This is a genomic window from Mumia quercus, from assembly GCF_025506335.1.
In the GTDB taxonomy this organism is placed as follows: Bacteria; Actinomycetota; Actinomycetes; order Propionibacteriales; family Nocardioidaceae; genus Mumia; species Mumia quercus.
This window is the reverse complement of the sequence record NZ_JANZYO010000002.1, coordinates 396,706-420,343: the sequence shown is the minus strand read 5'-3', so window position 1 is coordinate 420,343 and position 23,638 is coordinate 396,706. Positions and strand designations below refer to the sequence as shown.

Genomic DNA, 23,638 nt, shown 5'->3' with positions numbered 1-23,638 from the left:
GGCGCGCACACGCAGTCAAGGAACGTTCAGACGCTGCCGCTGCCGACAGGCGGCGGCGTGACGCATCTCAGTGTTCTGCAGATGCGTCAGGAGCCGCGTGGTCAGTGGAGCCCCCGCCTAAAGCGCTCGGCGTCATCCTCATTTCGCCTTGCGTCGCGGTCGTACGAGGCGGCGACTCGACGGAATAGAGCGGCCGTTCGAGGCGCGGTGTCCGCGAGCGCTTCTGCTTTGGCTCGGTAGTCGACGGAAAGCTGAAGTTCTTGATCTCCACCGTCTTCTAGGCCGCGGCTTGTCATGCCGCGACTGTTCACGAGGTGCAGGTAGAGCCCCGTTTCGATGTGCTCGAGCTGCACGTCTTCTAGAAGGTCCCGCACCACGACGCCCGGCCATGTGCCGTCGGAGTCCGGCGGGGTGTGTCCAAGAACCTGTCCGAACTGTTGCAGGCCGACTTCTATCCGGCCACGTTCCGCCAGGAGCTCCATTGCCCTGTCAAGCCAAGATCGAAGCACCTCGGCATCCATTGCGCCATCTACGAGCCCGGGCGGCGAATCCCATGCATTGAGCAGCCGGTAGGCATTGGTTGCCATCGATGCGTCGCATTGTTCGCCGCCAGCCTGCTCCTCGACTCCCTCTTCGTCCTCCGACGTTGGACGAGCGCGAAACACGAGGCAGACCATTCCGACGAACTCGGCTGGGTCAGCAGCCAAACTCTCGGACAGCGCAGGGATCTTCGCGTCATAGCCCAGAGCGGGAAGATACGCCCACTGAAGTCGGACAAGGTCGCCGGGCTCAAGATGGCCGCGCATGGCTTCGAGATAGGCGAAAAGCTGTTGGAAGTCGTAGGTCTGCAATCCGCGCGCTGCGGCAGATTGGGCTTGGTCTGCCAGAAGTCCGTCGAGCGCTCGCACGATGAGCTTTGCTGCCTCCGGCCGTGGCCCGTCCTCCTCTAGGTGGGAGTACATGCTTATGAGGTGCAGGACGTCGGCATGGCGGCCGGCGAGGATCAATCGATCGGCAACTTCGTCGAGCTTGTCGAAGTCGTGACCCAATCCGAGCGGCTGGAACGCCGTCCAGTAACGAGTCTCAAGTTCCTGGTCCGCAGAAGCTAACGCCCACGCTTCCGTGAGGTCCCCTCGTGCAACCAGAAGAAGCCGGGCCCTCTGCTCGATCGTGAGGTCGTCCCGTGCGAGGAGGCCCGTTATGAGGTCGAACCCTTCGAGCGCGTAGCGGGCTGAAAAGTACGACATCGCGGTCTCGGCGAGATCGTCTGCACCCTCGATCGCCAACCAAGCAATGAGTTCTTCGTCATGCGACGAGCCAACGTTCGCAAGGGCAATGGCGACGGCGCCGTACACGGTCGCATCGCGTGCCAGCTTCGTGATGGCGTCGAACCCGCCCTCGGCTTCGATCTCCTTTATCGCTTCGACGCGTTGGCGCCCAAGTTCGCGTTCAAAGCCCTCGTGGTCCTCCAATCGACGAGCGCCGATGTAAGGCGTGTGTGACTGGAATAGGCCGACTAGTCGGAGATAGGCAGACTCGGGCTGATAGCGGGTCGCTAGTGCGTCGAACTTGGCCAGCTCTTCATCAGGCAGTGACCAGGCGGCATCCACGAACTCTCGATGACGCCCGATGACGTCGACCAACCTCCGCCACACCGAGTCCCGGAAGTCAGCTGAAAGCTCAGACTCGTCGGCGAGCGCATGGAGTGCCGCCACGACACGCTCTCGATCCGCTGGCGGCATCGCTGAGGTGTGATCAAGGAGTACTGCCCACCGCTCAGCGTCTGGGCCCGCGTCCTCGATGCAGCGCTCGACTGCCGCGGTAGTCATCTTCCATATCTGGCCATACGTCACCGACTGCTGGTCTGGCTTCCAGGTCCGGAAGGTCGGCGCGCTGATCGGAAAGTGAGTCCCGCCATGGCTCTCGGGAAGCATGCTGCACTCTAGCTTCCACGCGGCGCCAGGATACCTGCGACGCAAGGTGTCGAGCACCGCGAGGCGTCGATCGGGATCGACAGACGAGTCCGGGTGCCACGGTCGATAGATCGCAGCGAGCGACGCAGCCGGGCGGTTGGACATTCGGCCGCCGGGATCGATCTCATCGAGACGTGCAAGGAGAGCGACCGCACGTCCGAAGTAGTCCGGACACCAGGACACGCACTCGAGAGCCCACAGCAGATTGGTGTGAGGAGTGCCGCCGGAGAAGAGGCCGGATTCGTCGGTGCTGTCTTGAAACATGGTCGCCAACAGGGGCTCGTCGCCCGCAGCTGCCGCGCTCACGGCATCGAGGAACGACTCTGGCCCAGCCTCAGCCAGCAGCGGCAAGATGTCGGCGAGTGAGTGCCAGGCTCGTCCTGTGGAGTCTGCCGACGCCCACTCCAGCAGCTTTCTGACTATGTAGTTGGCGAACGCTGAGCCCGATGCACCTCCAGACCAAGTGACTGTCCCGCCGTACACGCCAAGCAGTGCCAGCGATTGAGCGAGGCCGCGACGGAGATCGCCTGTATAGCGTCGGGTCTTGCCGTCGATCGATGCTCGCCAGCGCTGGTCGCGCGGCAGGTCGAGGGACGGGTCCCCCTCGGCCAATACCAACTCAACAACGGTCTCGAATCGCTGCATGTCGTCGTACGTCAGCTTTGGCCCCAGCAGTATCCAGGCATCTACGGCTGAGACGAGATGCCATGCTCCGTCGGTCAAGATCGCTAGCGGATCGGTGGGATTATTGACGATGCCTGCTATCGACTCCCTGAACGTCTCGTAGTCATCCCCGGTCAGCGCCTCGACTATCGAACGGTCGCCTGCTGCGTTGTCTCCCCACGAGCCAGCCAGGAGGATCGATCGGAAGTTCCGTGAGGGAGCTGCGTCTGCCCACGTCGGCCGGTGGAGTGCGGCCTTCACGGCGATGTTTCGACGCAAGGCGGTCAAGCTGCGACGTCCGAGTCTGCCGAGTGTGTTGGCCTTCTCGCTGTCCGCGATCCCCGCGGTCTTCAGCGCGGCTGCCACCTCGGAGGGGTCCAACGGGGGGACTATGACGTCCGCGCCTTCCTCGGCGAGGACCGGCACGCAGAGACTGTGGACTGTTCCGGTCGGAATCTCGCTCGCCAGTTCGGGCGTGCGAGGGACTAGGACGAGCGGCTGAGATGAGGCGGTCAACTGCCTCCATGCGGACAAGTCGTCGACGAATGCGAGTCGAGCGAGCATCTGTCCCTTGCCCTGCTCGTCGCGGTTCACGGCGACCGCAGCGACGAACGCGCAGACCTCTTCCATTGACGCGCCGGCGACAGTCGTGATCGACCCGGACGAAGCCAGGCGGTCCTCAAGGTCCTGCGCGGCATCTGTTCGGCCCCCGAGCACGACTTCCGGTGTCAATGCCGGATTCGTTTGGGCCGCCCAGTCGCGCCACCACGTCGAACCGGTTCGGAGGCCGTGTGGCGAAAGTCCTAGCTCCTCGGAAAGCCATGCCCACGTGACGGGCGCTGCTTCGAGCCACGTCTCAATGTCATCCAGACCCAGTGCCTTAACGTCCATCCAGACCTTGTCGCCACGCTTACCCGTCGCCCAAGATGCGCGGGCAGTCCACGGCCGCAAGATCGCTTCGACGTAGGTGCAGTCTCCGCTTGCCGTGCCATCCGGGGTGTCGGCCCGCTTGGCGTAGTCCTCGTCCGCCTTCTTGTTTGGGCTCGAGTTGACTGACAGCTCCCAGACGGACAGGCCTTCAGGAACCCACGCGGTCGCTTCCGTCGTTCGGATAGAACCATCCCAATCGCCCGCTGCAACGCCCTCGCCAGCGGGCATACCGAGTTCCAGCAGGCCCGGCGTGGTCTCGAGGACGAGGCGCCGCACCAGACGCGGAAACTCGGACTGCGATGAGCGCGCATCTGCCCAGTTCTGCAGCTTGCTGCGATCGACGTATCCAGGTCGAGTCACGGTCTGCCCGGCCGGTCAAGTTCAACTGCGGTCACATAATTATGCTAGCTAGCGTCGGAAGCTAGACCCGGGAACTCGGGCCTGATCGCTTCAACCGCTCAGTGACACCGCGGGCAACCAGGAGAAGCGGGAAGGCACGTGGTCGAGCTTGTGCGCATATGCCTCTCCGGACAACCTGCGCGGGGCACGGGTGTGAATCCCTCTGGGCGGCGTGCACCCGCGTCAAAATGGGCGGAGTGACGCGGTTCGGCTGACTGCGACAGCTTCTGCAAGCGGACCCTGTCGGGCCCGGTCTGGGGTTCAGCGGTCTCGTGCTCGCCATCAGTCGCGAGCCTGCCCTGAAGCTGGTGGTTTCGACTCGCTTCGCTCGCTCAGCCAGCGCACGTACGACGAAGGCCAGGCATCATCGTGATGCCTGGCCTTCGTGGGTGGTGCGCCATCAGGGACTCGAACCCCGAACCCGCTGATTAAGAGTCAGCTGCTCTGCCAATTGAGCTAATGGCGCGTGGTGCTTCCGAGCCGTCGCTCGAAGCAGTAGGAACTCTATCAGGGGTGCCCAACCGGTTCGCATCGAGGGGGTCGGTTTCACTTCCGACCCGCGTCCCGGCCTGCGAGGATGCCGTATCCGCCCCCGAAGGAGCCCCATGAGCGACGCTACCTCGCGCACCCTGTCCGTCCCGCTGCGGCTCGAGAGGGCGGCGATCCGCGGCTTCGCCCGCCTTCCGCGTCGTACGGTCCAACGCCTCGGCGCGAACGCCCCCGTCAACCGGGACGGCGAGCGGCTCGCGCCCGAGATCGCGGCCGCGCTGGGCGTCCTCAACCGCATCCCCGGCTCCGACTTCTCGACCAAACCGCTCGACGCCGCGCGCCGCCAGATCGAGGAGGAGGCGCTCGTCTTCGCCGACACGTTCCCGCCGTTCGCGGTCGAGGAGGACCTGCTCATCCCGGCGCCGCACGGCACGATCCCGGCAACGCGATACCGCGCGAAGGCGGGGGAGTCGCGTGGCCTCGTCGTGTACTTCCACGGCGGCGGCTGGGTCCTCGGCAGCCGCGTGAGCACGGACTCCGCCGTACGGTTCCTCGCGCTGCACGCGGGCGTCGACGTGCTGTCGGTCGACTACCGCCTCGCGCCGGAGCACCCGTTCCCCGCGGCGATCGACGACGGGCTGGCCGCCTGGGACTTCGCCGTCGCGCAGGCGCCCGCCTGGGGTCTCGACCCGGCACGGATCGTCGTCGCGGGCGACAGCGCGGGCGGCAACATCAGCGCCGTCCTCGCGCTCGAGCTGCGCGGTGCCGCCGTCGAGCCGTGCCTCCAGCTGCTGTTCTTCCCCGTCACAGACCTGTCCACGAAGCACCCCTCGTACGAGGAGTTCCGTGACGGGTTCTTCCTGACGGAGCGGCAGATGGACTGGTACCGCGAGCGCTACCTCGCCGACCCTGCCGACGCGCTGGACCCGCGGGTGTCACCGCTGCTGGCCGGGGACCTGAGCGGCGCCGCGCCCGCGTACGTGGCGGTGGCCGGGTTCGACCCGCTGCGCGACGAGGGCATCGCATACGCGCGCCGGCTCGAGGAGGCAGGAGTCCCGACCGAGCTCGCCCGCGAGGGCGACCTCATCCACGCCTTCATCAACATCACCGGCGTCAGCCCGCGCGCGTACGAGGCGACACTGCGAGCGGCGCAGGCGATCGAGAAGGCGGTCTCGGGCTGAGGTACCCCTTCAGCGCCCGTACGCCTCACGCCGGTGGGCGACGCGGAAGACCGTGACAAGGACGGTCTTGTCGCTGATCTCGTACAGGACGCGGTAGTCGCCGATCCGGATGCGCCACGCGTCGTCGAAGCCGGTGAGCTTCTTGACGCCGGCGGGCCGGGGATCGACTTCAAGCCGTGTGAGTGCGGCGAGCACTCGTCGCTGGGCCGCCGGATCGAGCCGCCGGATCTGCTTCGCGGCCGCGCCGGTGAGCTCGACCCGGTAGCGGCTCACTCGGTGAGCTCGGCGCGAAGGGCGTCGAGCGAGACGCGTTCGCCGTCGTCGTCTGCCTTCGCGGCCCGGAGCTCGGCGACGTCGCGAGCCATCTCGAACGCCTCCAGCGCCTCAAGGTCCTCCACGCTGATGACGACCGCCGTCACCTTCCCGTGCCGGGTGATCGCGACGCGCTCGTGACCGTAGGCGGCACGCCCGATCACCTCTTGGAGGCCGGCGCGCAGCTCACGAGTGGAGACTTCCCCGCTGATGGTGTCCATAGCGCCAGATTAGCAACTGTGTACACAATGGAGAAGGCGTGGCGACTAGCGGCGCTGCAGCCGCCACACGTTGTCGACCCGCGTCCCCGTACGACCGTCAGGCGAGGTCGAGGCGCTCTCGACGGCCTCGACCGTGACGTGGCTCCACTCGTCCGCCGGCAGGTCGAGCGCGGTGAGCACCTCGTCGAGCGTGGGGAACCGCGCGTCCGGCACCGGGTGCTCGTGCGCGCCCGCCCACGACGGCCAGCCGCCGTGCATGACCACGAGAAGAGTGCCGCCGGGCGCCACGGCCTGCGCGGCCCGCCTCAGGATGCCGTCCTGGTCGAGTGCGACGGGGGACTGGAGGAACTGCGCGCTCACCAGGTCGTACGTGCCGTCGGGGAAGGTCGTCCCGAGCTCGTGCCGCTCCCAGGTCGTACGGTCGGCGACGCCGGCGTCAGCGGCGTGCGCGGCGGCGCGGTCGAGTGCGGTCTGCGAGATGTCGACGCCGGTGACGGTCCAGCCCTGGGTCGCCAGCCACACCGCGTCGGCGCCCTCGCCGCAGCCGAGCTCGAGCGCGCTGCCCGGCGTGAGGTCCGCGACCTCGCGGACGAGCAGCGGGTTGGGGTTGCCGCTCCAGACCCGGTCGGAGCCGCCGTAGCGCTGCTCCCAGAACTCGGTCGGGTCGGTCGGCTGGTCCTGGTGGGTGGTCGACATGCTGCTCCTCGGGACGGGGTGGGTGCGCTGTCTCCAGGGTGCGGGGGAGGGTGCCGAAATCCCAAGTTGGGTTGCTGGTTTGGCAAGCGGTGGGGGTGGTCTCGATACGCGCCTCGCCTAGCGGCTCGGCGCTACTCGACCAGCGGAGGGGGCGGGCTGGAGCGGCCGTAGCCGGTCTCGCGGGTGACCTTCTCGAGCAACGGCTGCACGCGATAGGGGAGCGGCGTGGAGATCGCCAACGTCGACGTTGTGTGGCGGACGCCGTCGGTGTCGATGATCCGGACGACGACCTCCTGCAGCTCCGCGTGCGTCACCGCGGCGACCCGGACCCGCAGATCCTCGCGGCCGGCCTGCGTGATGATCTCGAGCACCTCGGGGATCTGCGAGATCTCCTCCACGACGTGCGCCATCCGCCGCTGGTCGAGCTCCACGTCGACGAACGCCTGCACCGGGACGCCGATCGCCTCCAGGTCGACGTCCGGACGGAACCCGCGGACGACGCCCGAGTCCTCCAGCCGCTTCAGTCGCGCCTGGACCGTGTTGCGGGCGACGCCGAGCGCGGACGCGAGCTCCACGATCCCGGCGCGCGCGTTGCGCGTCAGTCTCCCGATGATCTCGGCGTCGAGGCGGTCCAGTCGTGGCACGGACCCGATCTTGTCAGACCAGGCCGTCGACCGGCACGCCTTCGGCCCGCAGCCGCTCCACGTACGTGGCGACGTTGCGCAGCTTCACGTCCTCGTACCCGCGCACGAGGTCCGGCAGCTCGGCGATCCGCACCGCGCGCTCGTACGAGTCCGCGTCGAGGGTGCGCAGCAGCCCGCCGACGACGCTCTCGAAGTGCGCCACGAGGCGCCGCTCGAGCTTGCGCACCTTGGCGTATCCGAAGGGGTCGAGCGGCGTCCCGCGCAGGCCCTTCATCCGCGCGAGCCCCCGCAGCACGACGTGCGAGCGCGGGGCGAACCCGATCTTGGAGTCTCGTCCCATCGCCTTCAGGACCGGCGGGTGGAGCTTGTACGTCATGCGGGAGCCGCCTGGCACCTGGCGTGCGACCTCGTCGGCGAAGGCGGAGTCGGTGAGCAGCCGCGCGACCTCGTACTCGTCCTTGTACGCGGTGAGCTTGAACAGCGACCGCGCGACCGCCTGCGTCAGCCGCTCGTCGGAGGTGACCGCCCGCTCGGCGTCGCGGACGGCGGCGACCTGGGCGACGTACCGCTCGGCGGTCGCCATGCCCTGGAACTTCACCAGGTCGCTCGCGCGTCGCGCCACTAGCGCACGTACCTCGTCGGAGAAGCCGGCCGCGTCGACCGCCGGGACCTCGATCAGCGGGGCCTCGGCCGTACGCGGGGTGGCCGCCGCCGCGAAAGCGTCCGGGTCGGCGACGGCGACGCGTCCCCAGCGGAAGGCGGCGACGTTCGCATCGACCGCGACACCGTTGAGCCCGATGGCCTCCTCGATGGCGCTCGCGGGGATCGGGAGGACACCGGCCTGGTAGGCGGCGCCGACGAGGAGGAAGTTCGCCGTGGTCGTGCTGCCGAACAGCTCCTCCGCCGCCTCCAGCGCGTCCAGCGTGATCACGTCGCGCGTCACGGCCTCGAGGCGCCCGACCAGCTCGCCGGTCTCGGGATAGCCGACCGACGCGTCGTACACCATCTCGCCCGTCGGCGTCTTGCTCGTCGACGCGACCGCGACGGTCGTCGCCGGGTCACCGTACGAGAGGTTCTTCGGCGAGGTCGCCGCGAGGAGGTCGAAGGCTAGGACGCAGTCGGCGCCCTGCGGAGTGAGGCGGTTCGACGGCTCGAGCCCGCTCGACGTCGAGCGCGGGGAGAACCGCAGGTGGCCCGTGACGGGGCCTGCCTTCTGGCTCAGCCCGGTCTGGTCGAGCGTCTCCGCGTCGAAGCCCGCTCGCAGCGCTGCCGTGGCGAGCACCTGGTTGACGGTGAGGATGCCCGTGCCGCCGATGCCGGCCATGAGCACGTCGTACGTGCCGCGCAGGGAGGCGCCGAGCGGCTCGGCGACGACCGGGGGCGCCGGCGTCTCGCGGCGAGGGGCGCGTTGGGTCGGGTCGACCTCCACCGTCACGAACGACGGGCAGTCGCCGTCGAGGCACGAGTAGTCGGTGTTGCACGACGTCTGGTCGATGCGCGTCTTGCGCCCGTACTCGGTGTCGACCGGCTGCACCGACAAGCAGTTGCTCTTCACGCCGCAGTCGCCGCAGCCCTCGCACACGGCCTCGTTGATGACCACGCGGGTGTTGCGGGCGGGGAGCGTTCCCCGCTTGCGCTGGCGGCGCGCGTCGGCGGCGCAGTGCTGGTCGTAGATCAGGACCGTCACGCCCGGGGTGTTGCGCAGGATCTGCTGCGCTTCGTCGAGCCGATCGCGGTGCATGAGGAGCGTGCCCTTCGCGAGCGCGCGCTTGCGGTGCCGCTGAGGCTCGTCGGCCACGACGATGACGCGCGCGACGCCCTCGTCCTTGAGCTTGTGGGTGAGCTGCGGGACGGTGAGCGCGCCCTGGGCGTCCTGCGCACCGGTCATCGCGACGACGTCGTTGTAGAGGATCTTGTACGTGATGTTGACGCCGGCGGCGATGCAGGCCTGGATGGCGAGCTGACCGGAGTGGAAGTACGTGCCGTCGCCGATGTTCTGGAACGTGTGGCCGCTGCGCGTGAACGCGGACTGACCGATCCACTGGCTGCCCTCGCCACCCATCTGGGTGAAGCCGGTGATCGCGCTGTCCGTGCGGCCAGAGATCGACACCATGACGTGGCAGCCGATCCCGCCCGCGGCGAGCGAGCCCTCGGGTACGGCGGTGGAGCGGTTGTGGGGGCAGCCGCTGCAGAAGTACGGCGCGCGCGACGCCGAGAGCAGCGGGAGCGCGATCGTCTTCGGGCGGGGCGGCGTGATGGTGACGCGGTCGCCGAGGACGTGGCGCAGCGGCGCGAGCAACCGGCCGGACGTGACCTCGCCGTCGGCCGGGACGAGCGGGCGCCCCTCAGCGTCCTTCTTGCCGAGCACGCGCGGCGCGCCGGGCGTGCCGTACAGGATCTCGCGCACCTGCATCTCGAGGAACGACGTCTTGTCCTCGACGACCACGATCTCCTCGAGGCCCTCGGCGAAGCGTGCGACGACGCTCGGCTCGACCGGGGTGATGAGTCCGAGGCGCAGCACTCGGATGCCCGCCGCCGCAAGGGCGTCGTCGGTGACGCCGAGGTCGACGAACGCCTGGCGCAGCGCGTCGTACGTCGTGCCGGCGGCGATGAATCCCGTCGTCGCGTGCGGCGGGTCGATGTCGACGGTGTTGAGCCCGTTCGCCGTCGCGTACGCGTGCACCATCGCCGTACGGGGGCCGACGAGCTGCGCCTCGGCGCCGACGATGGCGTCGGGGTTCACGATCATCGGCGCCTGCGCGTACGACCAGGGCTTGCCGTCCCACTCGAGCTCGGGGACGACGGGGGAGAACTGCTCGTCGCTTCGGTCCACGACCCACGAGCCGTCCGCGACGTCGGCGACGATCTTGAGTCCGACCAGGCACCCGGACGCGCGCGACAGGGCGACGGCGTGCAGGCCGTACGAGACGACCTCGGCGGCGTTGCGCGGGAACAGGACGGGGATGCCGAGCGCGGCGAGCGTCCGCTCGCTCACGGCCGGGACGGTGGACGACTTCGAGGCCGGGTCGTCGCCGGCGAGGATGACGGCGCCACCGTGCGGGTCGACGCCGTACATGTTCGCATGGCGCAGCGAGTCGGTCGCCCGATCGACGCCGGGCGCCTTGCCGTACCAGTAGCCGACGACACCGTCGTGCGTCGCCTCCGCCGGGTCGAGCGGCTGCTGGCTGCCCCACACGGCGGTGGCGGCGAGCTCCTCGTTCAGCCCGGGGACGAAGCGGATGTCGTGCTTCTCGAGCACGTCCGGCATGTCGGCGAGCATGCGGTCGACGCCGCCGAGCGGGCTGCCCTGGTAGCCGGACACGAACGACGCCGTACGGCGGCCGTTGCGGCGGTCGTGCGCGTGCTGCTCCACGAGGAGACGTGCGATCGCCTGGACTCCGGTGAGGAGGACCGGGCCGGACCCGACGCGGTAGCGGTCAGCCAGGTCGTACGCGGCAGGTGCCGGCGAGGGATCGGGTGTGGCGGCGTCGACGGGGCGGATGTCCAGCTCGGTCACGACGGAGCTCCTTCGCGCTGCGGGCACGGGCGGCCTGAAAAGGTCTGTTGCGTGGCTCACATGCGGCGATGTGATGCAGTCACGGTGCCGCAAGGTGGCGAGCCGCGCAACATCCGCTCGGGCAGCGACGCACAATGCTCAGTTGAGTCCGGTCGATGGGGTGCTGAGAGGGCAGCGTGACCAGCATCACGCGGAACAGGCGAGACGGCGCTGGGGTTGCTCTTCCCATGAGTCCTCACCAGAAGGTGCCTGACGCCTCGCACCCCATCACGGTCACCCCGACGCCCGGACGCGTCCGGATCCTCGCCGGTGACCAGGTCATCGCCGACACGACCTCAGCGCTGACGCTCCAGGAGTCGACGTATCCACCGGTGCAGTACGTGCCGCTGGCCGACGTCGATCCGGACGTGCTCACGTCGACGTCCACGTCCACCCACTGCCCGTACAAGGGCGACGCGCGCTACTACTCCGTCACGACCCCGTCCGGCACGATCGACGACGCCGGCTGGACGTACCCGGAGGCGTACGAGGCGGTCGCGAGCATCCGCGACCACGTCGCCTGGTACCCGGATCGCGTCACCATCGAGGTCGACGACGCCTGACGCTCAGAGGTGGCGGCCCTCGTGGTCGAGCACCGCCATCGCGGCGTTGTGCCCGCCGATGCCGCTCACGGCGCCACCGCGTCGCGCGCCCGACCCGCAGACGAGCACGCGTGCGTGCCCGGTCTGCACGCCCCAGCGCTCCGCCGGCGTGTCCCCGAGCCGCTCGACCCACGGCCACGCCAGGTCGCCGTGGAAGATGTGGCCGCCGGGCATCGCGAGGTCGGACTCGATGTCGGCCGGCGTCTTGACCTCGACGCACGGGTCGCCGTTCGCGTCGCGCGCGAGCACGGACTCGATCGGCTCCTCGAGGTAGGTGTCGATCGCGGCCGCGAACGCGCGCCAGCCCCGCTCCTTCGCGTCGGCGTCGCGGGCGTCGTACGGCCAGTGGATCCCGAAGTACGTCAGCGTCTGGGCCTCGCTCGCCGCCAGCTCCGGCCCGAGGATCGAGCGGTCGGTGAGCGTGTGGCAGTAGAGCTCGCCGCAGGCGAGGTCCGGTGACGGGGCTTCGAATGCCTGCTGCAGCTCGGCGTACGTCTCGCCGAGGTGGAACGTTCCTGCGAACGCGACCTTCGGGTCGATCCCGGACTTGAGCCGCGGCAGCCGGTCGACGAGCAGGTTGATCTTGAGCTGGGAGCCGCGCGGCTTCTCGGGGAGGGGGTCGCCCAGCAGGCGCGCGAGCACGTACGGGGCGACGCCTGACAGCATCCACCGCGCCTCGACGGTGAGGTCGTCCGCATGCACGACGACGCCGTCGTGACCGGCATCGACCGAGGTGACCTCGACGCCCGTCCGGATCTCGGCGCCCGCCTCCTCCGCGACGCGGCGCAGCTCGTCGGTCACCGCCCCCATCCCGCCGACGGGGACGCGCCACTCGCCCGAGCCGTTGCCGATCAGGTGGTACAGGAAGCAGCGGTTCTGGAGCAGCGACGCGTCGTCCAGGCTCGCGTACGTGCCGATCAGGCCGTCGGTCGCGACGACCCCTCGTACGAGGTCGCTGGCGAAGCGGCGCTCGATCGCCTCGCCGAGCGGGCGTACGACCAGGTCGTTCCAGACGCCGTCGCCGACCTGCTCGCGGATCGACTCCGCGGTCGGCAGCGGTTGCAGGAGGGTCGGCGCCACGCTCAGCGCCAGCTCCTCGGCGTCGCGGTAGAACGCCCGCCACGCGTCGTACTCGGTCCCCGTCCCCGTCGCCTCACGGAACGACGCCGCGGTGTGCGCGCCCTCGTGGGTCTCGACGAGCAGGCCGCCGCCGTCGTACGGGGTGTACGAGGCGGTGGCGCGGGAGCGGAGCTCGAGCTTGAGGCCGAGGTCGCGGACCAGCTCGTGCGGCATGAGCGAGACAAGGTAGGAGTAGCGCGACAGCCGCGCGTCGACGCCGGGGAAGGGGCGCTCGCTCACCGCCGCGCCGCCGGTGTGGTCGAGGCGTTCGAGGAGGACGGTGCGCAGTCCGGCACGGGCGAGGAGAGCCGCAGCGACCAGGCCGTTGTGCCCTCCACCGACGATGACGACGTCGTAACTCATGCGGCCCAGGTTAAGTGGTTGGTCGAGCAGGGCGGAGCGCTAGCGGAGCCCGTATCGAGACCGACTGGCTGCTTGACGCCACTTAGGACTACTCAGCGACGCTTCGCTGCGTCGCTGAGTGAGTCGAAACGTCGCTGAGTGGTCTCGATACGCCCTCGCCTAGCGGCTCGGGCTACTCGACCAGCTGATCATCCGCTGGTCGAGTAGGGCGGAGCGCTAGCGGAGTCCCGTATCGAGACCCCGCGCCGTGTGGTCTCGATACGCCCTCGCCTAGCGGCTCGGGCTACTCGACCAGCTGATCATCCGCTGGTCGAGTAGGGCGGAGCGCTAGCGGAGTCCCGTATCGAGACCCTTCACCCTCTCGCCGGCGTGCGCGGAGTCTCTCGCCGCCGGGACGCGACCCTCTCGCCAGACGAGGCAGGTGGCGGCGGCGAGGACGGTGCCGAGCACGCTCACGGCCGTCCACCCGCCCGAGACCCAGGCCGCGGTCGTGGCGGCAGAGCCGGCCGCACCCCCGACGAAGAACGCCGTCATGAACGCCGCGTTGAGCCGGTTGCGCAGCGCAGCGTCGAGGGCGTAGATCGCGTTCTGGTTCGCGTTGAGCAGCATCTGCTGCGCCACCACGAGCACGAGGACGCCCAGCAGCAGCCACCCGAACCCCGCGGCGCCGCCCACGCCTCCGAGGGCGATCCCGCCCCACGCGGCGGCGAGCCCGACCGTCGACGCCCGCGCGACCGTACGGGCACGCCCCGCGTCGACGAGGCGTCCCGCCACCGGCGTCGCGACGACGCCCGCGATCCCCATCAGGCCGAACGCCCCGATGGCCGCCTCCGACCATCCGTACGTGGTGGCGAGCAGGAACGTCGACGCCGTCCAGAACGTGTTGTACGACGCGAGCGACAGCGCGGCGACGAACGCGCGGCGGCGCAGGACCGGCTGCGACGCGAACAGCGCGAGCGTCGATCCGATGAGCGCCGGGTACGCGATCCCGCTCGGCGTGTGCAGCGCCGGGAGGCGGCGCCACAGCGCGACGGCGACCGCCGCGACCAGGACCCCGCACACGACGTACGCCGAACGCCATCCCGCGAGTTGGGCGAGTGCGCCCGAGATCGGACGAGAAACGATGCTGCCGAGGAGGAGACCGCTCATCACGATGCCGACGACCTGACCCCGTCGTGCGGGGTCTGCGAGCGTGACCGCGAACGGCACCACCACCTGCGCTGCGACCGACGTGAGCGCGGTCAGCGTCGTGGTCACCAGGAGCACCTTCCCGCTCGGCGCCATCGACGACGCGAGGAGCAGGACCGCCGTCACGCCCAGCAGCGAGACGGCGAGCCGGCGCCGCTCCAGCAGGTCGCCGAGCGGGACGACGAAGAGCAGCCCGACCGCGTACCCGACCTGCGCCGCCGTCACGATCGTCCCCGCGCTCGCCTCGGAGATGCCCAGATCGCGGGCGAGGACGTCCAGGAGCGGCTGGGCAAGGTAGTTCGCCGAGACCGACAGACCGGTCGCGAGCGCCATGAGGAGAAGCAGCGGGCGGGTCATGCCTCCAGCCTCGTCGCGACTCGGCGATGAGTCCAACGCATCTTTGTCACGGCAACCATGACCGTGCGCGATCGATCATGAGACGATCGCCGGATGGAGCTCCAGCAACTCCGGTACGTCGTGGCGGTCGCCGAGACCCGCAGCTTCACCCGCGCCGCGCAGCAGTGCCACGTCGTGCAGTCCGCGCTCAGTCACCAGGTCGCCAAGCTCGAGCGCGAGATCGGCGCGCGGCTGTTCGACCGGACCAGCCGCCGTGTCGTCACGACCGCCGCGGGCGAGGCGTTCTTGCCGGCGGCCCGAGAAGCCCTCGATGCCGCCGAGCGTGCCCGTGCCGAGGCCGCGGCCGTCTCGGGCGTCGTGAGCGGACGGCTGCGCCTCGGCGCGATCCCGACCGTGACCGCGCTCGACCTGCCGAGTGCGCTGCGGGACTTCCGCGACGCCCATCCTCGTGTCGACGTGTCGTTGCGGACGGACGGCAGCGAGGAGCTCGTGGCGCAGATCTCCGCAGGCGCGGTGGACGTCGCGTTCCTCGGGCTGCCGACCGGCCGCACGCCTCAGGGAGTGCGCAGCCTCCTGCTCGGGAGCGGCGAGCACGTCGCGGTCGTCGCCGCGGACCATCCGGTCGCGCGGGAGCACCGTACGGACCTCGCGACCCTCGCGCCGTACCCGTTCGTCGACTTCACCGCGGGCACGCCGGGGCGTCTGCAGACTGACCAGGCCTTCGCCGCCGCGGGTCTGGAGCGGCACGTCGCGTTCGAGGTGACCACGGGTGACCTGGCGGCACGCCTGGTCGAGCAGCGGCTCGGGATCGCGCTGCTCCCCGGCGCGTACGCGGCGACGCTCGCCGGCGTCCGTACGGTCCCGATCTCCGACGCGCCGTCCCGCGAGGAGCACGTGGCGTGGAGCCGGTACCGCCCCTCGCCCGCAGCGGCGGCGTTCCTGGCGGGGCTGGGTCTGGGTCTCGATACGCCGCTCGGCTAGCGCCTCGCGGCTACTCGACCAGCCAGGGGGCTACTCGACCAGCCTTCGTGCGGTAGAAACGAACTCATGGCCGACTTCGTGGGGTCCGTGGACCAGGGCACGACCAGCACGCGCTTCATGATCTTCGACCACGACGGGACGGAGGTGGCGCGGCACCAGCTCGAGCACGAGCAGATCCTGCCCCGCAGCGGGTGGGTGGAGCACAACCCGCTGGAGATCTGGGAGCGCACCAGCGCCGTGGTCCAGACCGCGCTCGCCAAGGCCGGGCTCACCTCGGCCGACCTCGCCGCTGTCGGCATCACCAACCAGCGCGAGACGACCGTCGTGTGGGACCGCCGCACCGGCCGCCCGTACGGGCCCGCGATCGTCTGGCAGGACACCCGCACCGACCGGCTCGCCTGGCGTCTCGAGGCCGACGGGCGCGGCGACATCATCCGCGAGAAGGCCGGTCTGCCGCCGGCGACGTACTTCTCCGGCGGCAAGATCGCCTGGATCCTCGAGAACGTCCCCGGCGTGCGGGCGGCCGCCGAGCGCGGGGACGCGCTGTTCGGCACCACCGACTCGTGGCTCGTCTGGCAGCTCACCGGAGGCCGGCGCGGCGGCGTCCACGTCACCGACGTCACCAACGCCAGCCGGACGATGCTGATGAACCTCGAGACGCTCGACTGGGACGACGAGCTGCTCGACATCTTCGGCATCCCGCGGGCGATGCTCCCCGAGATCCGCCCGTCGTCGGTCGCCGACCCGTACGGGACGACGCTGGAGAACGGGCCGTTCGCCGGCGAGGTCCCGATCACGGGCGTGCTCGGCGACCAGCAGGCGGCGCTCGTCGGGCAGGTCTGCTTCGCACCGGGCGAGGCCAAGAACACGTACGGCACCGGCAACTTCCTCCTGCTCAACACCGGCACCGAGATCGTGCGGAGCAAGGCCGGTCTCCTGACCACCGTCGCGTACCAGCTCGGCGACGAAGCCCCGGTGTACGCGCTGGAGGGCTCGATCGCCGTCACCGGCTCGGCCGTCCAGTGGCTGCGCGACCAGCTCGGCATCATCTCCGGCGCCGCGCAGTCCGAGGCCCTCGCACGGCAGGTCGACGACAACGGGGGCGTCTACTTCGTGCCCGCGTTCTCCGGCCTGTTCGCCCCGTACTGGCGCTCCGACGCGCGTGGCGTGATCGTCGGGCTCTCGCGCTACAACACCAACGCGCATCTGGCCCGCGCGACGCTGGAGGCGATCTGCTTCCAGTCCCGCGACGTCGCCGAGGCGATGCGGGAGGACTCCGGCGTCGCCGTCGACGTGCTCAAGGTCGACGGCGGCGTGACCGAGAACGAGCTCTGCATGCAGATCCAGGCCGACGTCCTCGGCACCACCGTGAGCCGTCCGGTCGTCGCCGAGACGACCGCGCTCGGCGCCGCGTATGCCGCGGGTCTCGCCGTCGGGTTCTGGGAGAGCACCGACGAGCTGCGTCGCAACTGGCAGGAGTCCAAGCGCTGGGAGCCCCAGTGGGACGAGGACCGCCGCGAGGACGCGTACGCACGCTGGAAGAAGGCCGTGCAACGCACCCTCGGCTGGGTGGAGGTCGACTGACGTGCGGCCGCTCGCGCTCGACCGCGCCGCCCGCGCCGACGCCCTCGCCGCCCTCCGTGAGAGTGCGAGCGACGGGGCGGCCCCGCTCGACGTGCTCGTGATCGGCGGGGGAGTCGTCGGCGCCGGGTGTGCGCTCGACGCGGCGACCCGTGGCCTCACCACGGGTCTCGTCGAGGCTCGCGACCTTGCCTCAGGGACGTCGAGCCGCTCGTCGAAGCTGATCCACGGCGGGCTGCGCTACCTCGAGATGCTCGACTTCGCGCTCGTCGCCGAGGCGCTCGCCGAGCGGAGCCTGCTCGTCGAACGCCTCGCGCCCCACCTCGTGCGCCCGATCCCGTTCCTCTACCCGCTCACGCACCGCGGGTGGGAGCGCGCGTACGCAGGAACTGGCGTGGCGATGTACGACTCCATGGCGCTGCTGTCGGGCAAGGCGCGGGGTGTGCCGCGGCACCGCCACCTCACCCGGCGCAAGGCGCTTCGGCGCATGCCGGCGTTGCGCAAGGACGCGCTGGTCGGCGCCATCGAGTACTACGACGGCCAGGTCGACGACGCACGCCACACGATGATGCTGGCGCGCACGGCCGCCTCGTACGGAGCGCACGTCGCCACCCGGACCCGCGTCACGGGCATGCTGCGCGAGGGTGAACGCGTCACCGGCGTCGTCGTGCGTGACCTCGAGGCGGGGGAGGAGTTCGAGATCCGAGCCTCGCAGGTCGTGAACGCCACTGGCGTGTGGACCGACGAGACGCAGGCGATGGTCGGCGAGCGCGGGCAGTTCCACGTACGGGCGAGCAAGGGCGTCCACCTGGTCGTGCCGCGCGACCGCATCCAGGGCGAGAGCGGGTTGATCCTGCGGACCGAGAAGTCCGTGCTGTTCGTCATCCCCTGGAAGCGGCACTGGATCATCGGCACCACCGACACCGACTGGGCGCTGTCGATGGACCACCCTGCGGCGTCGCGTACCGACATCGACTACCTGTTGGAGCACGTCAACTCGGTCCTCGCGACGCCGCTCACCCACGCCGACGTCGAGGGCGTGTACGCGGGGCTGCGGCCGCTGCTGCGCGGCGAGTCCGAGGCGACGTCCACCCTGTCGCGCGAGCACGCCGTGTCGCACGCCGTGCCGGGGCTGGTGGTGGTCGCCGGCGGCAAGTACACCACGTACCGCGTGATGGCCCGCGACGCGATCGACGCCGCGGCCGACGCGCTCGGTGTCCGCCTCGCGCGAGCGATCCCGCCCTGCGTGACCGAGGACGTGCCGCTGCTGGGCGCCGACGGATTTGCGGGCCTGTGGAACCGGCGCGGGCTGCTCGCGCGGCGCAGCGGGCTCCACGAGGTCCGGATCGAGCACCTGCTCCGCAGGTACGGCGCCCTGGTCGAGGAGGTGCTCGCGCTGATCGAGGCCGACCCGACCCTCGCGGAGCCGGTCGGTGGTGCCGACGACTACCTGCGGGCGGAGATCGTCTACGCCGTGACGCACGAGGGTGCCCGCCACCTCGACGACGTCCTCACGCGTCGTACGCGGATCTCGATCGAGACGTTCGACCGCGGGACCGCCTCGGTGGAGGAGGTCGCGCGGCTCGTGGCGGGGCCGCTCGGGTGGGGTGCCGAGCAGGTCGCGCGCGAGGTCGAGCACTACCTGGCGCGCGTCGAGGCCGAGCGGGAGAGCCAGACCATGCCCGACGACGAGACCGCCGACGCGGCGCGGATGGGCGCGCCCGACGTCGTCCCGGTGCTCGAGGGCCCCCTGGCCGAGTAGGGCGGTGAGTGTGGTCCCACCGCGCGGCCCGCGGTGGGACCTGGTTCACCGCCGCCCGGGGACGACGACGCCCGGACCAGCCACGGTCCGTACGATCGAGCCGTGCCTCCCCGGTCTCCGCTCCCGCCGCGCGACGGCCTCAACGCCGTCTGGCTGCGGACGCCCGACCGCGGCCGCGAGCCGGTGGCGTGGACGACGATGGGGGAGTGGCTGCGATGGCGGCTCCCGGAGCGGGTCGACGTCACCGCGATGCTTGCCGCCGGGCGCATCGTCGACGCCACGGGCACCGCGCTCACCGACCACGATCCGTACCGGCCGCACACGTTCGTGTGGTTCTACCGCGACCTGCGCGACGAGGCGCCCGTCCCCGGCACGCTCCACGTGCTGCACCGCGACGAGCGGCTGGTCGTCGTGGACAAGCCGCCGTTCCTCGCGACGATCCCGCGCGGCCGGCACGTGAAGGAGAGCGTGGTCGTCCGGCTGCGCGACCAGCTCGGCCTGCCCGAGCTCTCGCCGGTGCACCGTCTCGACCGGATCACCTCAGGCGTCCTCGTCCTCACCACCGAGCGACGCTGGCGCGGGCCGTACCAGCTGCTCTTCCAGCACCGGCAGGCGCGCAAGGTCTACCGCGCGCTCGCGCCCGTCGACCCCGACCTCGCGCTCCCGACGACCGTGACCAACCACCTGGTGAAGCGGCGCGGCTCCTTCCAGGTCGAGGTCGTCCCGGACGCCCGGCCGAACGCGATCACCCGCATCGCGCTCGTGAGCCGGCACGGCGAGCACGGGATCTACCGGCTCGAGCCGCTCACGGGTCGTACGCACCAGCTCCGGGCGCACCTATACGGCCTGGGGATCCCGATCGTCGGCGACCCGGTCTACCCCGAGGTGCTCGACGTCGACCTGGACGACTTCCGGCACCCGCTCCAGCTGCTGGCCAGCGAGCTGGCGTTCACCGACCCGGTCGACGGCGCGGAGCGCCGCTTCGTCAGCGACCGGGCGCTCCCGTTGCGCGCGGAGGAGTAGCGCTCGATCACGGCACGCGCGCGGTCCACTCCGGCGTCGCGTACTTGCTGCGGGCGAGCGCCTCCGACGCCTCGCGTGTCGCCTGGTCGACGCCGACCCGCGTCAGCCCGTAGCTCTCGGCGAAGTGGTCCGCCATCGCCTCCACGATCTTCTCCCGCGACATCCCGGTCTGGCTCTTGAGCGGATCGACCCGCTTGGCCGCGCTCACGGTGCCCTTGTCCGACAGCTTCTCGCGACCGATCCGCAAGATGTCGAGCATCTTCGCCGCGTCCATGTCGTACGACATCGTCACGTGGTGCAGCACCGCACCGCCGGCGAGACGCTTCTGCGCGGCGCCACCGATCTTGCCGTGCGGGGTCGCGATGTCGTTGAGCGGCACGTACGAGGCATCGATGCCCAGGCCCTTCAGCGCCCGGAGGACCCACGCGTCGAGGAACGCGTACGACTCGGCGAAGCTCAGGCCCTCGACCAGGGACGCCGGGACGTACAGCGAGTACGTGATCGTGTTGCCCGGCTCGACGAACATCGCGCCGCCCCCCGACATCCGGCGGACGACGGTCACGTCGTGGCGTGCGGCCGCGTCGAGGTCGACCTCGTTGGACAGCGACTGGAACGACCCGATGATCACCGCGTTCGACGCCCACTCCCAGAAGCGCAGCGACGGCGGGCGTACACCCTGGGCGACCTGGGTGGCGAGGACCTCGTCGAGCGCCATCTGGTCGGCGGGGTGGAGCGGGCCCGCGTCGACGAGCTCGAACGCGTGGTCGTGCCACGAGGTCGAGCGCCCGAGCGCACGCGTCACCGCGAACCCGACCGCGCGCGGGTCGAACCCGATCATCGCCGCGCCGTCCAGCGCGGACTCGACCGCGCCGGCGTACGACGCGACGGAGGCGTCGGCGGGCATCCCGACGAGGGCGCCGGTGATCCGGCCCAGGGCTTCGTCCGGTTCGAGGAAGAAGTCACCCGACAGCCGGACGTCGGCCAGCCGCCCGTCCTCGACCTCGAGGTCGATCACGACCAGCTTGCCCCCGGGAACCTTGTACTCGCCGTGCACCGCGACCTCCTCGTCGACCGCCCGGCACCGAGACGCCGGGCCTGACAGAGGTCAACGCCTCAGGGGCGTCACGGCTTCCCGGACAGTCCCAGGTACGGCCCGAGGAGGCGCTGGAGCATCGCGCGCGCCTCGTCGTACGGCAGCGGGCTGGGCACGCCGTGCGCGTCGGCGTCCTCGGTGGGACCGCGTCCGAACGACGCCGACGCCTGCACGATCAACGAGTTCACGAGCTCGGCCATCTCGGCGGGGTACGGCTCGCCGAGGTCGCGCAGGGCGACGACGAGCGGCTCCTGGAGCTCGGCGTGGAAGCGCTCCATCGGCGCCTGCAGCACCGCCGGCTCGACGACGGCGCTCAGCGCGCGCGCCACGGCCTGCTCGGAGCTGGCGAACAGGTCGAGGTTCGCGGCGACGTACTCCCAGACGCGTTCACCGGGGGTGGCGGCGGCCTGGACGCGCTCGTGCACACGGCGCGACCAGTCTGGGAGCACGTCGGCGACGACGGCGGTGAGCAGGGCGTCGCGCGAGGGGAAGTACTGGTAGACGCTCGGCCTGGCCATCCCTGCCCGTTTGGCGACCGCGGAGAACGAGGGTGCGTGCCCCGTCTCCGCGAGCAGGGCACGCGTCGCGTCGAGGATCGCCCGTTCCTGGCGTCGCCGGTGCTCGGCGACGGTGGGCGCCTGGATCCGCGGCACGTGTCCTCCTCGTCAGTCGGTCGACGTGGCGACCGCGTTCAGCCTTCCGTCGATCATCTCGTAGACGCGGTCGCAGTGGTGAAGGACGTCGTGGTCGTGCGTGACCATGACGGCCGCGACGTCGTGCTCGTGTGCCTCGCGGGCGAGCAGCCCGACGATGTCCTGGCTGCGCTGACGGTCGAGCGCCGCGGTCGGCTCGTCGACGAGCAGCAGGTGCGGTCGGGTGACCAGCGCGCGGGCGATGCCGACACGCTGACGCTCGCCGCCGGACAGCTCGTGCGGACGACGCTTGGCCTTGTGGTCCATGCCGACCTCGGCCAGCAGCTCGGCGGGGTCCCGCGGGTCGGACACCTTGCCGAACGTCAGCGGGAGCCGCACCTGGTCGTACGACGTCAGCGCGGGCACGAGGTTGCCGCTCTGGAAGACGAAGCCGATCTGATCACGACGGATCCGTGCCAGCTCACGCGGCGAGGACGTGCCGAGGTCGTGGTCTGCGAGCCGTACGGTGCCCGACGTGGGCGTGGTCAGGGCACCGGCGACGGCCAGCAGGCTCGACTTTCCCGAGCCCGAGGGCCCGACGATCGCGACGAGCTCGCCGGGGGAGACCTCCAGGGAGACCTTGTCCAGGGCGGTGACGGTCTCCTCGCCGTCGCCGTGGACCAACGTGACGTCGGTGAGGGAGAGGATGGGGCTCATCGGTTGCCTCCGAGTGCGGTGAGGGGATCGACGCGGGTGACCCGGAGGACCGCGAAGGCGGCGCCCACGAGGCCGAGGGTGATGAGGAGGACGGTGGCCACGGCGATCGGTCCGGCCTCCAGCGAGAACGGCATCGGCGTCGACGCGAGCGCGGCGCCTCCGGCCAGCCCGATCCCGACTCCGATGCCCGCCGACACGACGAGGAGGACGAGGGACTGCAGCAGGCTGTCGCGCAGGAGGTAGCCGGTGCTGGCTCCCATCGCCCGCAGCACGGCGAGCTCCTGACGGCGCTGGATGACCAGGACGGTGAAGAACGCGCCCACCACCAGTGCCGAGATGGCGTACAGGAAGCCCTGGATCAGCTGGAGGGTCGAGGTCTCCGCGGTGTATCCGGGGGAGGCGCCGAACGACTCCTCGAGCGTGAACGAGGTCGTGCCCGCCGCCTTGTCGGCAGCCGCGACGTCGACCTCTGCGTCCGGCTTGTCCTTGACGGCGACGGCGGTGAACTCGTCGTACGTGCGCGGCGGGACGGTCTCGCCGGGACGTGCGCCCGCGCGGACCTCCTGCCAGGTCTTCAGCGGCAGGTAGGCGATGTCGACGTGGCCGTACGTGTGCTGGCCGTCGAGGATGCCGACGACGCGCAGCGGGGTCTCGGACGGCTTCAGGCGGATGACGTCGCCGATGGCGATGCCCTCCTCCGCGGCGGTCTCGCTGATGACGATGCCGTCCGGGGCGTCGGTGAGCCCGCTGCCCTCGGCAGCCTCCGGCGCGAGGAAGGAGTCGGTCTCGACGCCGAAGAGCGCGAGGTCGATCTCGACGCCTTCGTCGGAGCGGGCGTTCACGAGGGTGTTGCCGAAGGGCGCAGCCTCGTCGACACCGTCCTGCTCGCTCCACTTCTCGACGGCGTCGCGGGTCACGATGCTGCGGGAGAAGGCCGAGTCCTTCGCGACGCCTTCCTGGAAGGCGAAGGAGCTGACGGGCATCTTCTTGAGGCCGGAGACGCCGTCGTTGACCAGGCCGACCGACAGGCCGGACAGCAGGACGACGAGGACGGCGATCAGGGCGACCACGGAGCCCATGAGGGCGAATCGGCCGCGTGCGAACACGAGCTCACGGAGGGCAAGGAACATCATCGGGTCCTGACGCAGGGGGTTGT

The 23,638-nt window shown here is 70.4% G+C and carries 18 protein-coding genes and 1 tRNA gene; 6 read left to right on the top strand and 13 right to left on the bottom strand.

Annotated elements, in window-relative coordinates; genetic code table 11:
• Positions 1-101: 101 nt before the first annotated feature.
• Complete coding sequence (locus NYZ95_RS05345; RefSeq protein WP_262849459.1) at positions 102-3,842, bottom strand: hypothetical protein; 3,741 nt, start codon at positions 3,840-3,842, stop codon at positions 102-104.
• 513 nt (positions 3,843-4,355) lie between these two features.
• Positions 4,356-4,431 (bottom strand) — tRNA-Lys (locus NYZ95_RS05340).
• Positions 4,432-4,570: 139 nt separating this feature from the next.
• On the opposite strand from NYZ95_RS05340, the gene NYZ95_RS05335 reads away from it, so the two are divergent.
• Entirely contained in the window at positions 4,571-5,635 is a 1,065-nt protein-coding gene (locus tag NYZ95_RS05335; RefSeq protein WP_262849456.1) for an alpha/beta hydrolase, read from the top strand.
• A gap of 9 nt (positions 5,636-5,644) precedes the next feature.
• On the opposite strand, the gene NYZ95_RS05330 is transcribed toward NYZ95_RS05335, so the two are convergent.
• The 5 genes from NYZ95_RS05330 to NYZ95_RS05310 form a co-directional block, all read right to left on the bottom strand.
• Positions 5,645-5,908: a type II toxin-antitoxin system RelE family toxin gene (locus NYZ95_RS05330; RefSeq protein ID WP_262849454.1), complete on the bottom strand. Its 264-nt coding sequence runs from the start codon at positions 5,906-5,908 to the stop codon at positions 5,645-5,647.
• Entirely contained in the window at positions 5,905-6,168 is a 264-nt protein-coding gene (locus NYZ95_RS05325) for a type II toxin-antitoxin system Phd/YefM family antitoxin (RefSeq protein WP_262849452.1), read from the bottom strand. Before NYZ95_RS05325 ends, NYZ95_RS05330 begins: the two co-directional genes overlap by 4 nt.
• A 45-nt stretch (positions 6,169-6,213) precedes the next feature.
• Positions 6,214-6,864 (bottom strand): class I SAM-dependent methyltransferase, encoded by a 651-nt coding sequence (locus tag NYZ95_RS05320; protein ID WP_262849449.1) that lies wholly within the window; start codon positions 6,862-6,864, stop codon positions 6,214-6,216.
• A gap of 131 nt (positions 6,865-6,995) precedes the next feature.
• The gene (locus NYZ95_RS05315) at positions 6,996-7,508 is read right to left on the bottom strand and encodes an Lrp/AsnC family transcriptional regulator (protein WP_262849447.1); all 513 of its coding nucleotides are present in this window, start codon (positions 7,506-7,508) and stop codon (positions 6,996-6,998) included.
• 13 nt (positions 7,509-7,521) lie between these two features.
• A complete protein-coding gene (locus NYZ95_RS05310) occupies positions 7,522-11,025 on the bottom strand; it encodes an indolepyruvate ferredoxin oxidoreductase family protein (RefSeq protein WP_262849444.1) in 3,504 nt (1,167 codons plus the stop codon).
• 227 nt (positions 11,026-11,252) lie between these two features.
• On the opposite strand from NYZ95_RS05310, the gene NYZ95_RS05305 reads away from it, so the two are divergent.
• Positions 11,253-11,627 carry a DUF427 domain-containing protein gene (locus NYZ95_RS05305; protein ID WP_262849442.1) on the top strand — a complete coding sequence of 125 codons (375 nt, stop codon included), beginning with the start codon at positions 11,253-11,255 and terminating at the stop codon, positions 11,625-11,627.
• Positions 11,628-11,630: 3 nt separating this feature from the next.
• Here the strand turns inward: NYZ95_RS05305 and NYZ95_RS05300 are convergent, their stop codons facing one another.
• Positions 11,631-13,148 carry a phytoene desaturase family protein gene (locus tag NYZ95_RS05300; protein WP_262849440.1) on the bottom strand — a complete coding sequence of 506 codons (1,518 nt, stop codon included), beginning with the start codon at positions 13,146-13,148 and terminating at the stop codon, positions 11,631-11,633.
• Between the two features lie 327 nt (positions 13,149-13,475).
• Positions 13,476-14,693 (bottom strand): MFS transporter, encoded by a 1,218-nt coding sequence (locus NYZ95_RS05295; protein ID WP_262849438.1) that lies wholly within the window; start codon positions 14,691-14,693, stop codon positions 13,476-13,478.
• Positions 14,694-14,786: 93 nt separating this feature from the next.
• On the opposite strand from NYZ95_RS05295, the gene NYZ95_RS05290 reads away from it, so the two are divergent.
• From NYZ95_RS05290 to NYZ95_RS05275, 4 genes are all read left to right on the top strand, one after another.
• Positions 14,787-15,674, top strand: coding sequence for a LysR family transcriptional regulator (locus tag NYZ95_RS05290; RefSeq protein ID WP_262849436.1), 888 nt, complete (start codon positions 14,787-14,789; stop codon positions 15,672-15,674).
• A 66-nt stretch (positions 15,675-15,740) separates the two neighbouring features.
• Positions 15,741-17,258: a glycerol kinase GlpK gene (gene glpK / locus NYZ95_RS05285; RefSeq protein ID WP_262849433.1), complete on the top strand. Its 1,518-nt coding sequence runs from the start codon at positions 15,741-15,743 to the stop codon at positions 17,256-17,258.
• 1 nt (position 17,259) lies between these two features.
• The gene (locus tag NYZ95_RS05280; RefSeq protein ID WP_262849431.1) at positions 17,260-19,017 is read left to right on the top strand and encodes a glycerol-3-phosphate dehydrogenase/oxidase; all 1,758 of its coding nucleotides are present in this window, start codon (positions 17,260-17,262) and stop codon (positions 19,015-19,017) included.
• A gap of 198 nt (positions 19,018-19,215) precedes the next feature.
• Entirely contained in the window at positions 19,216-20,040 is an 825-nt protein-coding gene (locus NYZ95_RS05275) for a pseudouridine synthase (protein WP_262849962.1), read from the top strand.
• 7 nt (positions 20,041-20,047) lie between these two features.
• Here NYZ95_RS05275 and lplAB read toward each other — a convergent pair whose 3' ends face one another.
• From lplAB to NYZ95_RS05255, 4 genes are all read right to left on the bottom strand, one after another.
• Entirely contained in the window at positions 20,048-21,094 is a 1,047-nt protein-coding gene (gene lplAB, locus NYZ95_RS05270; RefSeq protein WP_262849429.1) for a lipoate-protein ligase LplAB, read from the bottom strand.
• A gap of 68 nt (positions 21,095-21,162) precedes the next feature.
• Positions 21,163-21,786 carry a TetR/AcrR family transcriptional regulator gene (locus NYZ95_RS05265; protein WP_262849426.1) on the bottom strand — a complete coding sequence of 208 codons (624 nt, stop codon included), beginning with the start codon at positions 21,784-21,786 and terminating at the stop codon, positions 21,163-21,165.
• A 12-nt stretch (positions 21,787-21,798) separates the two neighbouring features.
• A complete protein-coding gene (locus NYZ95_RS05260) occupies positions 21,799-22,482 on the bottom strand; it encodes an ABC transporter ATP-binding protein (RefSeq protein WP_262849424.1) in 684 nt (227 codons plus the stop codon).
• Entirely contained in the window at positions 22,479-23,612 is a 1,134-nt protein-coding gene (locus NYZ95_RS05255) for an ABC transporter permease (protein ID WP_262849423.1), read from the bottom strand. The genes NYZ95_RS05260 and NYZ95_RS05255 overlap by 4 nt, the downstream gene beginning before the upstream one ends.
• Between the last annotated feature and the right edge of the window lie 26 nt (positions 23,613-23,638).

Bases quoted from the DNA above. Each gene is read 5' to 3' on its own strand.
- NYZ95_RS05335 (WP_262849456.1), top strand. From the start codon at position 4,571: ATGAGCGACGCTACCTCGCGCACCCTGTCCGTCCCGCTGCGGCTCGAG.
- NYZ95_RS05325 (WP_262849452.1), bottom strand. From the start codon at position 6,168: ATGGACACCATCAGCGGGGAAGTCTCCACTCGTGAGCTGCGCGCCGGC.
- NYZ95_RS05320 (WP_262849449.1), bottom strand. From the start codon at position 6,864: ATGTCGACCACCCACCAGGACCAGCCGACCGACCCGACCGAGTTCTGG.
- NYZ95_RS05305 (WP_262849442.1), top strand. From the start codon at position 11,253: ATGAGTCCTCACCAGAAGGTGCCTGACGCCTCGCACCCCATCACGGTC.
- NYZ95_RS05300 (WP_262849440.1), bottom strand. From the start codon at position 13,148: ATGAGTTACGACGTCGTCATCGTCGGTGGAGGGCACAACGGCCTGGTC.
- NYZ95_RS05295 (WP_262849438.1), bottom strand. From the start codon at position 14,693: ATGACCCGCCCGCTGCTTCTCCTCATGGCGCTCGCGACCGGTCTGTCG.
- NYZ95_RS05290 (WP_262849436.1), top strand. From the start codon at position 14,787: ATGGAGCTCCAGCAACTCCGGTACGTCGTGGCGGTCGCCGAGACCCGC.
- glpK (WP_262849433.1), top strand. From the start codon at position 15,741: ATGGCCGACTTCGTGGGGTCCGTGGACCAGGGCACGACCAGCACGCGC.
- NYZ95_RS05275 (WP_262849962.1), top strand. From the start codon at position 19,216: ATGGGGGAGTGGCTGCGATGGCGGCTCCCGGAGCGGGTCGACGTCACC.
- NYZ95_RS05260 (WP_262849424.1), bottom strand. From the start codon at position 22,482: ATGAGCCCCATCCTCTCCCTCACCGACGTCACGTTGGTCCACGGCGAC.
- NYZ95_RS05255 (WP_262849423.1), bottom strand. From the start codon at position 23,612: ATGTTCCTTGCCCTCCGTGAGCTCGTGTTCGCACGCGGCCGATTCGCC.